10 protein-coding genes and 1 pseudogene are annotated in these 15793 nt (G+C 49.6%); 8 read left to right on the top strand and 3 right to left on the bottom strand.

Annotated elements, in window-relative coordinates; genetic code table 11:
• Positions 1–612, bottom strand: a pseudogene (locus tag ABD028_RS02850) (PKD domain-containing protein); the annotation flags it as partial.
• 464 nt (positions 613–1076) lie between these two features.
• Here ABD028_RS02850 and ABD028_RS02845 point away from each other — a divergent pair.
• From ABD028_RS02845 to ABD028_RS02830, 4 genes are all read left to right on the top strand, one after another.
• On the top strand, positions 1077–2153 hold the full coding sequence (locus ABD028_RS02845; protein ID WP_343841529.1) for a hypothetical protein: 1077 nt from the start codon (positions 1077–1079) through the stop codon (positions 2151–2153).
• 89 nt (positions 2154–2242) lie between these two features.
• Positions 2243–4309: a TonB-dependent receptor gene (locus ABD028_RS02840; protein ID WP_343841528.1), complete on the top strand. Its 2067-nt coding sequence runs from the start codon at positions 2243–2245 to the stop codon at positions 4307–4309.
• A gap of 59 nt (positions 4310–4368) precedes the next feature.
• Positions 4369–5409: a PepSY-associated TM helix domain-containing protein gene (locus tag ABD028_RS02835; protein ID WP_343841527.1), complete on the top strand. Its 1041-nt coding sequence runs from the start codon at positions 4369–4371 to the stop codon at positions 5407–5409.
• 276 nt (positions 5410–5685) lie between these two features.
• Positions 5686–8130: a S9 family peptidase gene (locus tag ABD028_RS02830; RefSeq protein WP_343841526.1), complete on the top strand. Its 2445-nt coding sequence runs from the start codon at positions 5686–5688 to the stop codon at positions 8128–8130.
• Positions 8131–8277: 147 nt separating this feature from the next.
• Here the strand turns inward: ABD028_RS02830 and ABD028_RS02825 are convergent, their stop codons facing one another.
• On the bottom strand, positions 8278–10875 hold the full coding sequence (locus tag ABD028_RS02825) for a PKD domain-containing protein (RefSeq protein WP_343841523.1): 2598 nt from the start codon (positions 10873–10875) through the stop codon (positions 8278–8280).
• 331 nt (positions 10876–11206) lie between these two features.
• On the opposite strand from ABD028_RS02825, the gene ABD028_RS02820 reads away from it, so the two are divergent.
• Together ABD028_RS02820 and ABD028_RS02815 are read left to right on the top strand one after the other, a co-directional pair.
• Positions 11207–12214 carry an alpha/beta hydrolase family protein gene (locus ABD028_RS02820; RefSeq protein ID WP_343841521.1) on the top strand — a complete coding sequence of 336 codons (1008 nt, stop codon included), beginning with the start codon at positions 11207–11209 and terminating at the stop codon, positions 12212–12214.
• 197 nt (positions 12215–12411) lie between these two features.
• A complete protein-coding gene (locus ABD028_RS02815) occupies positions 12412–12741 on the top strand; it encodes a hypothetical protein (RefSeq protein WP_343841518.1) in 330 nt (109 codons plus the stop codon).
• Positions 12742–12769: 28 nt separating this feature from the next.
• On the opposite strand, the gene ABD028_RS02810 is transcribed toward ABD028_RS02815, so the two are convergent.
• Positions 12770–13351: a TetR/AcrR family transcriptional regulator gene (locus ABD028_RS02810; RefSeq protein WP_343841515.1), complete on the bottom strand. Its 582-nt coding sequence runs from the start codon at positions 13349–13351 to the stop codon at positions 12770–12772.
• 125 nt (positions 13352–13476) lie between these two features.
• Between ABD028_RS02810 and ABD028_RS02805 the strand changes: the two genes are divergently transcribed.
• Together ABD028_RS02805 and ABD028_RS02800 are read left to right on the top strand one after the other, a co-directional pair.
• Positions 13477–14520, top strand: a complete 1044-nt coding sequence (locus ABD028_RS02805; RefSeq protein WP_343841513.1) for an alkene reductase — start codon at positions 13477–13479, stop codon at positions 14518–14520.
• A 114-nt stretch (positions 14521–14634) separates the two neighbouring features.
• Positions 14635–15120, top strand: a complete 486-nt coding sequence (locus ABD028_RS02800) for a TlpA family protein disulfide reductase (RefSeq protein WP_343841510.1) — start codon at positions 14635–14637, stop codon at positions 15118–15120.
• Positions 15121–15793: the final 673 nt, after the last annotated feature.

Here is a 15793-nt window from a genome sequence, read left to right as displayed (position 1 = left end):
GGGGTAGAGTCCGGTATTTTCATAGTCGGCCAGGGTGATATTGATGCGCTCCCCGGCACTGGCGTCGAAGGTCCAGGAATCGAGATCCCCCCAGGTGATGTGCTCTTCCACATAGCTGCCGTTAACTAACTGGCCATGCTCATTGGCGCCCAGACTCTTCGCAAAATGGATCCGATAATTTGCTATCACTTGTGAATTAGACGTACCGTCTTTGACGAGCAAGGTATAAACGCCAGTTTGGCTGGCTTCCAGATTGTAAAACTGGGCGGTGTAGTAGCTGCCGGCATTGGCAACAAAGGTGCCATCCGGGGCATACAAGGTCATATAGGGGTAGAGCCCGGTATTGTTTATGTCTGCGAAAGTAATATTAAGGCGTTCCCCTGCATTAGCCTGGAACGTCCAACTGTCCTCATCACCGGCAAACTCGATAGCACCGCTAACCGAACCACCATTAACCAGACTGGCGGCATTAGCATTAACATGAAAAACCGTAAGTAGTGTCAACAGCAAAGCACTTAACCAGTGCCTTAGCACTATGGCTATAGGCTTAGATATGGGGGGATTGTTATTGCCAGGGGCGGGATCGGCCCTGTTTAAAATATGGGATCGCATGGCAAGTCCTCTTCCTGATTGGGTTTGCAAATTGCGACCAGTGGGCGTAGCGATACTGCTGGATTCCTGACGTCCCTGAATTCTGGCCAGCCGGAGGGTTCAATAAAGAACCCGAAACTTAAACATAAAAAGCCTGTATTCAGAGGGGCACAAAGCCCTTATCAGTTGGCTCTGACTTTATGTTTAAGGACCTTAGTGTTGTACTGAGACAAGGTAATGTGAAGAAGGGAAAAGGCTTAACTGAAGTCCTGTTAGCTTAACTGCGGTTAAGTTGTGCTAGATGGTTCAGACTTTTGTTGGTTGCACTACTGCCCATTTACCGGAATTCAAGGTGACGGGTTTGCCATATTGCCGATGGCGGACCAGACTTGGCTGCATAAAATTTTAACAAATATTCACAAATGGGCAGGGATAAGCGCAGCAGGAGCACTTAAGCTGGGTTTATGTCGGTAAAGGGAGGTTCTATGAATTTGTCATATTTTGTCAAAACTGTTTTTTCTGTTGTTCTGTCGTTGCAATTGCTCGCCTGCGGTTCGGGCGGTGGTTCTTTAGAAGGACCGACGCCAACTCCTCAGCCTGCCGTACCGCAACCAAAATTTGCCCAAAGTGGTCTGGAAAGTCGTACGGTTAACCGATTACTGGTAACGGAGTCCGTTATCTATGCGGCTACAGATGCGGGACTATACGCGCAGATAGATGGCCAGTGGCAACTGCGTAGCCAGGCCGACTGGCATGTGCTGGATATGGTCCGTTTTGGTGAACGCCACTTGCTGGTCAGCGCCAGCCAAAAGGATAAGAGCCTGCTGGCAGAAACTAAGGATGACGGTCTTAACTGGCAAATAATCGAGCATGACTTTGGCGGTATGGAAGGTGAACCGGCGCGCCGGCTGGTGCTGCATCAGGGCAATTTGTACGGTGTCGGTTATGATGTGCTGGCAGTGTCTGAAGATCGTGGCCGTCACTGGCGAATATTGGCGGGGGGCTGGAACGGCTTTGCCAGGGGTATGTCGGCATTGGCGGCTCATCCCACCAAACCCGACGTCTGGTATGGCGGGCAGGGGGCCATTGAAAACATTGTGCTACGTAAGCTGGATACTGAGACTCTGGCTGAAGAAAGTTACCCCGATATTGTCGACCTGCTACCCATGCCCAGTACGGTCAAGTCCATTGTGTTTCATCCTGCCAATCCCGAGCAACTTTATGTTTCCGGGGAGGGCGGGATTATTCTGAGCCAGGATTACGGACAGAGCTGGCAGGCACTGCGGACCAACGAAAACTACCGCTTTTATTTCGGTTTACTGCTGGATAGCCGTGATCCGGATGTGATGTACACCGCCGGCTGGAAAAAAGACTATGACAATCCGCAAAGTCTGATTCTGGAAATCAGCCGTGATGGCGGGGATACCTGGCAGAATTACCAGCACCCCGACAGCAATCTGTTTGGCGGTGTATACAGCATGGGTAGCCGCAATGAACAGGGCAAGGAAGTGCTCTATCTGGGTCTTTTCCGCGGTGGCGTCATGCGGGTGGTGTTTGAATAAGTAAGGGCGTTGAGCTTTTACCCTATTAGGATTTGATCGCGCCGGACAAAAGATTAAAATGCAAACCTTTCTCATTGATGGTTGTTTTTATGTCCGGCAAATATCTTCTGCCACTGCTTGGTTTGTCATTCAGTGCTTTTTCCCAAACCGCTACGGATATTGAGCGGGTTTCAGTCACCGCTACCCGTGGCGCTTATCCGGTTAGCACGGTCCCCGCCGCTATCAGCATTATCAGTCAGGAAGACATTCAGGCCCAATTGGCTCACACTCAGGATATTTCGCAACTGCTGGGTAACCTGCTACCGGGTTTTTCCCCTAGTCGCCAGAAGCTGACCGCCGCCGGTGAAACCCTGCGTGGCCGCGAGCCTTTATATATGATTGATGGAGTGCCACAGTCCAATCCGCTAAGAAACGGCTCACGTGACGGTAAAACCATTGACCCGGCCATGATTGAACGTATTGAGGTGATCCGCGGTGCCAATGCCATTCAGGGCATGGGGGCCAGTGGTGGCATTATCAACATTATTACCAAGTCAGCGGCTGATAAATCCCATCAATTATCAGCCGGGTTTTCCACCCCTACAGGGAGTGACAGTCAAAGCTATAAGGCCAGCTATCTGTTTAACCATGCCAATGAAAATACGGAGTTGGTGACAGGATTGTCACTGACCAGTACCGGTATGTATCGCGATGGCAATGGCAATTTAATTGGGGTTGACGGAACTCAGGGTGATACCCAGGACGCGAAAAGCCAGGATCTGTTCCTCAAACTAAAGCAGCAGCTCAGCGCTGAACAGAGTTTGCAACTGATGGTTAACCATTTCGACATTCAGGGCAATGGTGACTATTTATCGGTGCCAGGTGATCCTGCCACTGGTCTGCCGAGCACCGCCATGAAGGGCAATGCAGAGGGGGAAGCACCGCAAAACAAGGTGACCACTGCGTCAGTGGATTATCAGCATCAGGCGTTATGGGGCGGGCAGTTAACCTGGCAGGTGTTTGTGCAGGATTTTGCGGCATTGTACGGTGGTGGACGCTTTGCTGCGTTTCAGGACCCTGCCTATGGTGACAATCTTTACGACCAGTCCCAGAATAAATCAAAAAAACTGGGCAGCCGCCTGACCTGGTTTAAGCAAAACCTGGCGGGCACCGATCTGGACCTAGTCACCGGTTTTGACTGGTTGTCTGACGAAACCTTTCAGGAGCTGGCCCTGACTGGGCGTAAGTGGGTACCACAGGCTGAATTTAATAACCTGGCCCCCTTTATACAGCTTCGCTACGATGGGATTCAGGACTGGGTGTTTAGCCTGGGCGGCCGTTATGAATACGGCAAGCTGAAGGTGGATGATTTCACTACCCTGGCCAGTTATAACAGTACTTTTGTTCAAGGTGGTGAACCGAGCTTTAACGAACTGCTGCATAACCTAGGGGTTGTATATCAGCTCAGCCCTGAATGGCGATTGTTTGCCAGCTACAGTGAAGGTTTCAGTATGCCGGATGTCGGTAGGGTGCTACGCGGCATTAATCAACCTGGACTGTCGGTTAGCTCGTTCCTGAGCCTGCAGCCTGTGGTGTCGGACAATCGCGAAATCGGTCTGGAATACAATAATCGCTGGCTGAGTCTGCAAAGCAGCTACTTCCAGTCAGACTCCGATTTGGGTTCACGCTTGCAACCGGATGCGGACGGCATTTTCTCGGTGCAACGCGAAAGAACCGAAATTTCCGGTTTTGAACTACAGGCTCAGGCATATATCAGCAGCAACAGTCTGATTGGCGCCAGCTATGCCCGCACTCAGGGGCAGTATGATGGCGATGGTGATGGCAAGGTGGAGTCGGATCTGGGCGGCGTGAATGTGGCCCCCGAACGCCTGAACCTTTACTGGCAACACAACTGGGGCAACGGCCTGAGCACCAGAATACAGGCTAACCAATTGTTTGATATGGACTTTAATGCCAGCAGTGATTTCGATGGCTATTTAACGATGGATGCATCAATACGCTATGAACATAGCCAATTCGGAGTCTTTACCCTGGGCCTGGACAATCTGGGCGATAAGCAATACATCACCTATCACTCTCAAACTAACCCTGCCACCGCCAGTCATTTTGCCGGAATGGGCAGAACCTTAAGTCTGAGCTGGCAACAGGCGTTTTAAGTGCATCGACCACACCACATGGGCATCTTGGATGCCCGCTTAACAAGGCTCGTTGGCTAATGACAGCCAAGCTCTGGCATCGATGGTTAGGACTGGTTCTGGGCATCTGGTTGGTACTGATTGGCCTGAGCGGCGCTGTCTTGTTATACAAGAACCCGCTGCTCAGGTGGCAGTATCCCCAATTGCAGGGTATTGAGCCGGTCGCGGATATCAGCGCCTGGGGGGCGCTGATGGATCAACTGCAGCAGGACCCGGCGTTTCGCTACGCTAAATTACCTGCTGAAGATGCTTTATGGCTGGAGGCAGTGACCCACACAGACAGCCACTATTATTACGATCATCAGGGCCAATTGCGTCTGGTACGTGCGGCGCACAGTGATGTACTAAGCTGGCTGTACGATTTTCATCTGCACTTGCTGGCTGGCAAGGATGGCCGTCAGGTGATGGGCTATCTTGGTTTGGCAATCCTGATGATGCTGATTACCGGGTTGGTGCAATGGTGGCCCAGACAGGTTCGCCGCCAGCTATGGCGTTTACCTTGGCGTAAACCTGACTTACGTACTTTACGGCAATGGCATACCAGTCTGGCCAGTTTGTTTTCACCTTTACAGTTGCTGATATTGTTGACGGCGCTGGCAGTGATTTTCTCCGCTCAGGTTCGACCGGCGTTAAACTGGCTGTTCAACGACCCGGTTGTGGTAAAAAGCGATGTGCAGCCAATGGTTCAGCCATTATCTCAATCTGACTGGACCGAAGTGTTGGTGCGGGCCCGCTCTTATTGGCCGCAAATGGAATTTCGCTTATTGAGTTTTCGGGGGGATGCCGAACAGGCTTATCATCTGCGCGCCAAAAGCCCCAATGAGTGGCATCCCAATGGCCGTTCCACATTGCTGATCGATGCCGTGAGCTATCAGATACTGGATAGTCAGAATGCCGATGAATTGGGCCGTGGACAGCGCTTGTACAATTTAATGTATCCATTGCATATGGCGGCAGTGGGTGGGCAGGGTTATAAATTGTTGCTGCTGTTCGGTGGTGTGCTGCCGCTGATTCTGTTTATCAGCGGCCTTTGGTATTACCTGCTAAGACGGCGTAAATAAGCCACAACTTGCTACCTTTTTAACAAAAGCATAAATAACCACAGAGGCACAGAGAACACAGAGTTGTCTAGGAGGATGATTACTCCAGGTGCATTTCTCCGTGCTCTTGGTGCCTCTGTGGTGAAACTCTTCGTTTCTTGGTTCGTGGTGAATATTATTAATGCTTTAGTGCTGGTTGTTCATTGCTTGTAACAGTCTGCCTGGCGCAGGGGGTTAGCCCTGTTTCCCTGCCTTTGATATGCTTTTTGCCGCATATGCCTACAGTCAAGGAAAACAATGAAAACAACAATGCTGGCGCTATTGGCTGCGCTATCCACTCCACTACTTGCCGCGCCTTTAAATAGTGAGGCAATTCAGGCGCTTGGCCCGGTGAAACTGGGCCAATTGCATGACGGCCCCCATCAGGAAGCCATCTTCCATAATCTGCAATCCCAAGTAAGTCAGACTCAAAGCAGCAAGATCACCTTGCTGAATCAGTCCTATTCCTGGCAACGCCTAAGTGATTTCAGTATGGCGGCAGACAGTCTGGGACTGTTTCGCACTACCTTAAGTGTCAATCGCTATACTCAGGGCGAATTACTGGTGGAAGGCTTCGAGAAGTTACATCTGTATGTGAATGGTAAGAAGCTCAGCAAGGGTGATAAAGGCTATAAACTGGCATTGACCACGGGGGAACATCAGTTGTTTGTGATTGCACAGGACAACAAGGCTGAGCAAAGCCCCACATTTGAGTTTATTGGTAAAACGGATGAAGACCAGCTTATCCTGGCACATAAAGGGAAACAGCGCTTATCTGCCAGCCAGCTGTTTGATACAGAAGTGGTGTCGGGACTGACCATCGCTGATAACGGCCAGTACGCTTTGATCAGTTATAAAAGTTTTAACGACGATAAAGGAGACATCCCCGAGACTCGTACCGAGTTGCTCAACCTGAAAAGCATGCAGGTTATGCAGCGCTGGGACAGCAGTCCATCCGGTGCGGTATTCAGCCCGGACAGCCAGCATTTGCTGTACAGCAAAGACGATAAATTACAGTTGCTTGACCTGAAAAGCCTGCAGGTCAGTACCTTAACTGCAGAGCTAAAAGACGCCAGCGGCTTTACTTTTATGGGTAACAACAACCTGCTGTTTTCCTGGAATAAACCAGGCAAAGATGACGGCAAGCTGGTCAAACATTATCAGGCGCTGGAAGATCGCTGGAGCGGCTGGCGTGACAACAGCCAGCTGTATTTGCTGGATTTACCCAGCGGGCTGATACGTCAGCTCACTAAGGCCAGTGCCAGCAGCTATTTGCTCGATAGCGACGAGAAGCGCGGCACTTTGCTGCTGTCTCGTGCTGTGCTGGATTACTCCGAGCCGCCCCATGGCAAAACAGCTCTGTTTGAATTGGATCTGGCCAGCGGTACGGAGCGCCAAATCGGTGAGTACCTGGCCTTTAATTCGGCAAGCTATGGTAAAGATGGTATCTACGTAATCGGTGGCCCCAGCTTTGCCGGTGGTACTGGCGTGAACGTCAGCGCCGGTTTAACCCCCAATGACTACGACGGCCAGTTGTATTTTATGGATTTGCAGGGGCAGCAGGTGAAAGCCTTATCCAAAGACTTTGATCCGGCCATCAGTAGTATTCAGGTGCTGGACAATGACGATCTGTTATTGTCCGTGTCCAAAGCAGACAGAACTCCGCTGTATTGGTATGACGCCAGCAAAGGCCAGTATCAGGAGCTCAGCAGCCAATTGGATGTGGTAAAACACTGGGCGGCTACCAGCGACAGCAAGGCGCAAATTCTGTATGCCGGCACTGGTGCTTCCAGCCCGCAGGCCTTGTACAGCCAAAGGTTGGGGCGCAAAGCCGATAAGATTTGGGATTCAGCTGGTGAATATGCTGATACCTTAATTCCAAGTCTGGAAGAGTTTAACTTTGTCAACGCCGATGGGGTGAACATTGAAGGGCGGGTTTACCTGCCTAATGACCTGAATAAAGACAAAAAGTATCCGGCACTGGTGTATTACTATGGTGGCACAGCGCCAGTGAGTCGAGCCTTTACCGGCCGTTATCCTTTTAACCTTTGGGCGGCTAATGGTTACGTTGTGTATGTGCTGCAGCCCACCGGTACTTATGGATTTGGTCAGGATTTCTCGGCTCGCCATGTAAATGCCTGGGGGGATTATACGGCCAAGGATATTATTGACGGCACTAAAGCGTTTCTGGCCGCGCATCCTTATGTGGATGCTGACAAAGTCGGCCATCTGGGGGCGTCTTACGGTGGTTTTATGACCATGTATCTGGCAACCCAAACCGATATTTTTGCCGCGTCTATTTCCCATGCCGGGATTTCCAACCTGACCAGTTACTGGGGCCAGGGTTGGTGGGGCGCCATGTACTCAGGCGTTGCCTCCCGTGGTAGCTTCCCCTGGAACAATGCCGGGTTGTATAGTCAGCACAGCCCGGTATTCCATGCAGATAAGGTGACTAACCCTATACTGCTGATCCATGGGGATGCGGATACCAATGTGCCACCAGGGGAAAGCCAGAATATGTACACGGCGCTGAAGCTGTTGGGTAAAGAAGTGGATCTGGTGGAATACAAAGGTGACAACCATCATATCCTGACCCGCGAGAAGACCTTCCACTGGTGGGCAACTATGCTGGCGTATTTTGACAAGCACCTGAAAGGCCAGCCACAGTGGTGGGATAGTCTGTATCCATCGCAATATGAGTAAGACTAATTTTACTCACAGTCGGTTGGCTTGCCACACCGACGGTGCCGATTGATACAGGTGCAATGCCTACAGATCAATAGCGCAAAGACAAAGCCCGGACCTATGTCCGGGCTTTGCTTTTACTTTGGACAGCAACAGCAGACTGACTTATGGCTGGCCTGTCAACGACAGAGGCGGTTGCTTTACTTTGAGCAGCCCTTTGGAATAGAAGGTGAAGTCGAATATCTTGTCTTCATTGACCTCAGCATCCCCTCCGGTCAGGTTGTGATTATTAAAAAACTTGTGCTGATGTGAGATATACAGCTGTGGTTGACCCAGGGCGTCACTTTCTTCGCTGAGAATATCCAATACCCGCTCATGATACAGGATACATGTGTCATGGACCGAAGGGGCAAAACTGGCAGGTTGGCAGTAGCGGTTATTTCTGGTTTGCTGGCGATTGTAGCGATAACGGCGAACCACAATATTTCCTGACTCATCAATCAACCACGCCCCCGGCATTTCGGTTGTCTCGCCATCTTCCAATACACCATTTTCATCAAAGTCAAAAGTCTGGTAGGTGGTGGCACTGCCGTCGGCCGCCAGTTCAAACCAGAAATGATCCAATGGCCGATCATCGGTGGTCGGCCACTGGTAAATACCGGCGAAGCGTTCAAGATCCAGTGCCGACTTGTCAAATATTCGTTCAACCATTCGACCGGACGCTACGATGTTATAGGTACCTGGAATTATAACGTTGGCCTGCAGTTTGCCATGTGGGTCGGTAAGTAAGGCGATATTCAGTGCTTTAAAAAAAGAGTCAGTCTCGAATGCTAATTCCAGCGTGCCATCAGCCTGTATCAGCCAGCGTCCGCTAGCCTCTTGTGTATGACTTACACCCTGACTATCTGGCAGCGGGTAGGACACCATTATTGTTCCACCAGATTGCCAGTCGCCGTTAAGACGAATATGCAGACTCTGTATCACGGCGGCGTACGAGTCATTCCCTTGCGTCGTTTCATAAAACATCCATTGTATCGGCAGGCTGTATTCAACATCCAACTTCAGCGCCTCTGATGGCGGGGTAAGGTCCTTGTGCGCCCTGGTGTTGGCACTGAAAGAGAGCGGGCGTAACTGCTCTGTGGTAGAGAGGTCAGGCGATTGCTGTAACGTTTCTCTCGTTGCTACATGTACCAGCAAAACGGGCTGGCCACCAGGTAAGGCTAGCTGAATCAGACTGAGTTGTTCGACCTGGACATCACAAAGCTGCAGAGTCCTATCCTGATAGGATTTGCAGTACCTTTCGTTACTCAGCATCTGTTCTGGTAGAACAGAGGTTAGCAGGCTTTGTGCATTTTTCTCCCAGTGGAAGCTGACTTCGCCTTTATTGAATAGGAATGTGCCGCTACCGTCTTGGTTAAAGCTCAGGCGGCCACCAGATCCTGCAAGCGACTCTGGGGTATCAAACAAATAATACACTGAGTTAATGTCTGCTTCAGGCAAGATCTGTTTAACCTGCGGAGCAGCAAAAAGCTCGGACAGCGCCTGGATGTATAATGATGAATCATACTCCAGTGTGTGGGCCAAAAAGGTGGCTGTGATGGCTCTGTTGCCCGCCATTACTGACAAATCATCACTGTGTGGAGACAGCATTTCAAAATATTCCTGCGTGACATCCCCTAAAAGTAACTGCATAAACAATGCACTGGGTAAAATGTCTGCTGCTGGTATTAATGCTGTAATCTCGGTTGGCTGCGCACCTGCAGGCAATAACCCTCTTGCCTGGTTATAGAGCTGGTAAATTGCCGTGCTGACAGCGTTGAGGCTGGCCGTATAACTGCTCGGGGCACCCGGTTGCCTGGTGGCCTGAACATGAAGATCTGACACCAATCCCAGCACGGCAGCCTGATCAAACTTTTGGTAGGGTGACGGTGCTTTGGCGTGCAACGTGACCAACTCATGCTTATTGCTGTCGGTTTGAGTCAGGATGAACTGGTAACTACCATCGGCAGAGGCATCACTATAGTAGCTTTGCTCGCCTACCGTCAGTGTCATGGCGGACAAAGCAAAGATTTCTTCTGACATTTTGCCGCGAATGCTTATCAGATTATCGACGCTTTTCACCAGGACGGTAAATTCATCACTGGCAGTTTTGCCCTGATTGTCTGTCACAGTGACCTTAAAGGTCAGCAGGCTGTCTTCATTGACGCTCGGGGTGATAAAACTCAGTTGGCTGTTTTCAGCCAATAAATTGCTGACCGAAGGGCCGCCAAGTTGTTCCCAAACATAGCTGACCACACTGCCATTCGCATCACTGGCAAGAGCACTGACAGTCAATGACGTTTCTTCATAGATGTCGGTATTTGCAACATCTACCGAAGGGGCAGGGTTAAGGTTGAGTTTGACGGTCATGGTTCCTTTGCTGGTGGCGCCCTGATTATCTGTCACGGCCAGTTCAAATAATATTTCCACCGGGGTATCAATCGCAGGAGCGGTAAAGCTCAACGTGGCCTTATCATTGGCATCAGCCTCGACTTGTGGGCCTGCTACCTGGGTCCAGGCATAAGAGACGATGTGTCCGTCCTGGTCACTGACATTGGGGGCCAGGGTCACTTGCTCACCTTCAATAACCGAAAGATTGATGGCAGAAATCAGCGGACTCTGATTCACCGTTGGAGATGTAGGCTTAGACGTGTTGTCCGCTGAGCCACCACCGCAGCCAGACAATAGGAACAGCAAACAAGAAAGAATCAAATTACAGCGCATTATTGTGTTACCTGAAAAATTATTATTAGAGACACAATAGCCAAGCCTGCATCCCTGTTTTTTATCCGCTCTTGTTATAAGAGCGGGCGACATTATGCTGCGGATTAACCGCTCGTCAATCCAAAGCCATTACATAGATAAAGTGTTTTTTTAATACTTTGAAATTTATAGGGTTATTTTAGCTTGTGGGGACTTTTAATATTCAATTACAAATTTGCAAAGACTCCAATCTTGCTTTGTTCTGACTAGCTATAGACACTTAAGCATGTGCGACTGAACTGTATTCTGTGCAGTCAATATTGACGCCTGAAAACCACGAAAGGGAATTAATGTGAATAAATATCTGCTGTCCATCGTATTTGCCTTCTGTTCCAGTATTGTTGACGCATCAGGTTTGATTCCTGACGATAGCGTAAAACATCAGAGCGATTGTTTTAGCGGTAAGTTTTCCAGCTATGAATCCTGGCGTGGATTTATAGAACAGAAAAATAAAGCTCAGGGAAAGTCTGAAAAGCTGATAGATAAAGCCATGCAGTCCTTTGACAAAAGATTCAGTAAGACGGATTTTGATTTTTATCGGAACGAATTGATATGTAGCAGTTTTATCTATCAAGTAGACGGAGTTGATGTCTTTGGTTACGTCATTAAACCTCGAAATCATACTGGGAATTTGCCTGTATTAATTTATAACCGGGGAGGCAACGGCAATTTTGGTTCTGTGGTGTTTGCCTCAATGATGCACAATTTGTTTCCCATTGCTAATGAAGGTTTCGTGGTTATCGGTAGTCAATATCGCGGCACGTTTAGCGAACAGGACAATGCCGATGAGTTTGGTGGCAAGGATGTTGACGATGTCGTAGCACTGCGGGATTTTATCGGCCAGATACCCGGTGCGGATCCACAGCGAGTTGGCATGTTTGGTGCCAGTCGGGGTGGCATGCAAACGTTTCTGGCCTTAAAACGAATGGAGGAAGTTAAGGCTATCGCCACTATTGCTGGTGTGTCAGATTTGTCCAAAGAAATAGCGCATCGCCCGGAAATGGAAAGGGTATTTAAACATCGAATTCCCGATTATCAACACAACAAAAAAGCGGAGTTGGAAAAACGCTCGACGTTAAATAACTTAGACGATTTATCTGCCAGCGTACCTATTTTGCTATTGCATGGTACTGATGATGAGCGCGTTCAGGTTGAACAATCAACGTTATTGGCAGAAGCGCTGAGTAGAAAACAGCTGCCTCATAAACTTGTGCTGTATCCTGGTGATAATCATTTCTTAAGTAACAACAAAGAGAAGGCGAATAAAGAGATAGTCGATTGGTTTAAAAGATACTTATAACCCCATAATTAAATGGCTGCCTGATTTATCCAGTACAGTGGGATACAGATGACGTGCAATGCATTTTTATATGAACAGCACGCCTTTTATCCCATCATACCGGCATTTGACAGTGCCTTACCCTCAAGTGGCGTCTGCCAGCTTTGAAAAAATTGGGTAAATAATATGCTGATGCTTTGCTATTAAGGATGCAGGCTATGAACCTGATACAGGTTGGGATATTGGCACTTTGTTTGGGGTTGTCGGGTTGTGCAAGCAACAGAACGACAAACGCCAGTCAGCAAGATAAAGTCGAAGGTCTCCATTGTCTCAAGGAAAATCGCGGCAATGAGGACGCTTGCTTGAGTGAACAGCAAAAGCAAAGCGTTGGCCTGAAGTGTGAAGAGGTGGAAGTGACAGGGTCCAGGTTTAGAAAACGTGGTTGTACCACCCAGGCCCAGCGTGACGCTCGCAGCGGTAATGCCAAAGAGGCAGCTCAACGTATGCGTGATAGCGGTAAATCCAATATCACCAAAATGGGCAACTAGCGGCGTCTTGCTAATTGCTCCTGACCAACTACTGACAAATACTCAGATAAAGCTGATCGGCCAACTGTTGCAGCACTTCACGCTGCGGATGAGTCTGCGCATAGGTACGCAGGCCATAAATACCCATCACCAGATAGCGGGCAAGGATCTCAGGGTCCTTGTCTGCTGTTAGTTCGCCCAAGTCTTTTGCTCGCTGTATTTGTGATTTCAAGGCAGCCTGCCAGGTTTCCAGGCTGGTGCTGAGTTCGGCTTGCAGCTCAGCATCCTGATCAGCCATTTCATTCAGTGCTTTGACCAGAAAACATGCGCGACTGCTGTCGCAGCTATGGCATTCGGCAACCAAATCGTCCAGATAGCCTTTCAGACTGGGTAACACGGGGGCATTGGCGGGAAAGGTGGCGGCAAACTGCCTGTCTCTGTCCTGCTTATATTGCTCAACAGCGGCCACCAGTAACCCACGCTTATTGCCAAACGCACAATAAATGGAACCCGGATGCAAGCCGGTAGCTTTGGTCAGATCTTGCATACTGGTTTTGCCATAGCCTTTATGTAAGAACGCTTTTAACGCACTTCGCAGCACCAGTTCGCGGTCAAATTCAGCCTGTCGCATAGTATTCTCCTCGGGACTGCGAGGGATTATATCTCGATATTTGAATATTTGTTCAAAAAAGTTCTTGAGTGATTGTTCAAGAAATACTATCTTGAGTGCTCATTCAAAAACTCTGGAGTCCACCGATGTCGGATATTCTTTTTCAACCTTATCGCCTTAATAAGGCGCTGGAACTAAACAACCGTATTCTGATGGCGCCGCTGACCCGCTGTATGGCAGATGACAATCTGGTGCCAACCGATGACATGGTGGCGTACTATGCCCGTCGTGCCGATGCCGGTCTGATTATCAGTGAAGCCACTATTATTCGCCCTGATGGTCAGGGTTACCCGAACACCCCAGGGTTATTTACCGACGCACAGATACAAGGCTGGAAAAAAGTCACTGCTGCAGTGCAGCGCGCCGGCGGCAAAATATTTGCTCAGCTTTGGCATACCGGCAGGGTGGCGCATCCGTATTTCTTTGGCGGTGAAGACGTATTGGCACCGTCAGCTGAGAAGGTGGAAGGCACGGTACCCCGTCGTCGTGAACTGACCTATGTTACGCCCAAACCCGCGACGCTGAATGATATTCAACAGCTGGTGCAGGACTACGCCCAGGCCGCAGCCAATGCCATTGAGGCAGGTTTTGATGGGGTGGAAATCCATGGTGCCAATGGCTATCTGATTGACCAGTTCCTGCATCACGACAGCAATAAGCGCAGCGATGAGTACGGTGGCAGCCCTGAGAATATGAGTCGCTTTGCTTTAGAGGTAACGGACGCTATTGCTGCAAGTATCGGCTGGGAAAAAACCGCGCTGCGCATTTCCCCTGGCGCCTATTTTAATATGCAGGGTGATGCCCGTGATCGTCAGGTATTTGATTATTTGCTGAATGAGCTGCAAAACCGCGATTTGGCATACCTGCATATTGGTATTTTTGATGACAGTATGGAGTTTGACTATCTGGGCGGCAGGGCCTCGCAATATGTGCGCAGTCGTTACCACAAAACCCTGGTGGGCGTAGGTGGTTTTACTGCCGATAGTGCAAGTCAGGCCATTGATGCCGGTGAATTCGATTTGGTGGCTATTGGTCGCCCCTTTATCGCCAACCCCGACTATATCAGTAAGGTACGTAACCAGCAGGATTTGGTGACTTACACTGATGATATGTTGGCGACCCTGGTCTGATTTAGGGCGCTTGGAGTACGAGGAGCGTGCGAAGCTGGCTGACTATGTGATGTGGGGCTTTTCCCAAACAGGGAAATTGTTTAAGGTAGGCGCCCCATTACCACAGGACTGATAATGAAAGCGCGATTCCTTGCTCCCATCTTATTGTTGCTGAATGGCTGTGCGCTGACCGATATGGATTTAGGCGCGGCGCTTACCACCAATGAGCAACAAGCCCTTACCGCCCCCCTGACTCGAGCTGAGTTGCTGCAGGACCCCGCCTTTAACGCAGAGTATCAGGCGTTTGTACCAAGCCGGGATGATTTACGTAAAATTGCCGCGTTGCGGGGCAAAGGGGTGATGGTGTTTTTTGGCACCTGGTGTCATGACAGTCAGCGTGAAGTGCCAAGGCTGTTGAAATTGCTGGATGAGGCCAGAGTCAACCCCGCCTGGTTGCAGTTAGTGGCGGTGGATCACAATAAGCAAGAGCCCAGCGGTTTATACAAACAGTATAAACTGCGCTATACCCCCACCATCGTGGTATTGGATCAGGGCATCGAAACCCACCGTATGGTGGAGCGCCCTAAACGCAGCATCGCCAGCGACCTGACCGGCCTTTAACAAAACCTATTTTTCACCGCAGAGGTACAGAGAACACAGAGTTGTTAAAGGGATGGTGACTCTGCGTGTTCTTCTTAGCGCACTCCGTGTCTCTGCGAGAGGTTATTATTAGCTGAAGGCACTTGGTGTCCTTTCGTGTGGTTCGTGGTCATTCTGAATTTGCAACCACGAAGTCACGAAACTGCTTCTCGCCGAGACGCTGAGTTCGCAAAGAGAAGGTGACCAATGAACTTTGTGCTATCTCTGTGCCTCCGTCTCCGTGGTGATTGTATTTGTGCAAGAGTATGAATAACCACAGAGGCACAGAGAGCACAGAGTTGTTAAAGGGATGGTGACTCTGCGTGTTCTTCTTAGCGCACTCCGCGCCTCAGCGAGAGGTTATTATTAGCTGAAGGCAGTTGGTGTCCTTTCGTGTGGTTCGTGGTCATTCTGAATTTGCAACCACGAAAGTCACGAAAAACACGAAACTGCTTCTCGCCGAGACGCTGAGTTCGCAAAGAGAAGGTGACCAATAAACTTTGTGCTATCTCTGTGCCTCCGTGGTGATAGTGTATTTGTGCAAATGTATGAATAACCACAGAGGCACAGAGTCGTTAAAGGGATGGTGTGTAGTGGCATAGTTAATTTGGCCACCTAATTAGAGCTGCTATGATGCAGTCAGAACTTCATTAGG

The organism is Bowmanella denitrificans, from assembly GCF_039522935.1.
GTDB lineage: Bacteria > Pseudomonadota > Gammaproteobacteria > Enterobacterales > Alteromonadaceae > Bowmanella > Bowmanella denitrificans.
Note: the sequence above shows the minus strand (reverse complement) of the source record. Positions and strands in the feature narration are given on the sequence as shown.

Bases quoted from the DNA above. Each gene is read 5' to 3' on its own strand.
- ABD028_RS02815 (WP_343841518.1), top strand. From the start codon at position 12,412: ATGAACCTGATACAGGTTGGGATATTGGCACTTTGTTTGGGGTTGTCG.
- ABD028_RS02845 (WP_343841529.1), top strand. From the start codon at position 1,077: ATGAATTTGTCATATTTTGTCAAAACTGTTTTTTCTGTTGTTCTGTCG.
- ABD028_RS02810 (WP_343841515.1), bottom strand. From the start codon at position 13,351: ATGCGACAGGCTGAATTTGACCGCGAACTGGTGCTGCGAAGTGCGTTA.
- ABD028_RS02835 (WP_343841527.1), top strand. From the start codon at position 4,369: ATGACAGCCAAGCTCTGGCATCGATGGTTAGGACTGGTTCTGGGCATC.
- ABD028_RS02840 (WP_343841528.1), top strand. From the start codon at position 2,243: ATGTCCGGCAAATATCTTCTGCCACTGCTTGGTTTGTCATTCAGTGCT.
- ABD028_RS02825 (WP_343841523.1), bottom strand. From the start codon at position 10,875: ATGCGCTGTAATTTGATTCTTTCTTGTTTGCTGTTCCTATTGTCTGGC.
- ABD028_RS02805 (WP_343841513.1), top strand. From the start codon at position 13,477: ATGTCGGATATTCTTTTTCAACCTTATCGCCTTAATAAGGCGCTGGAA.
- ABD028_RS02800 (WP_343841510.1), top strand. From the start codon at position 14,635: ATGAAAGCGCGATTCCTTGCTCCCATCTTATTGTTGCTGAATGGCTGT.
- ABD028_RS02830 (WP_343841526.1), top strand. From the start codon at position 5,686: ATGAAAACAACAATGCTGGCGCTATTGGCTGCGCTATCCACTCCACTA.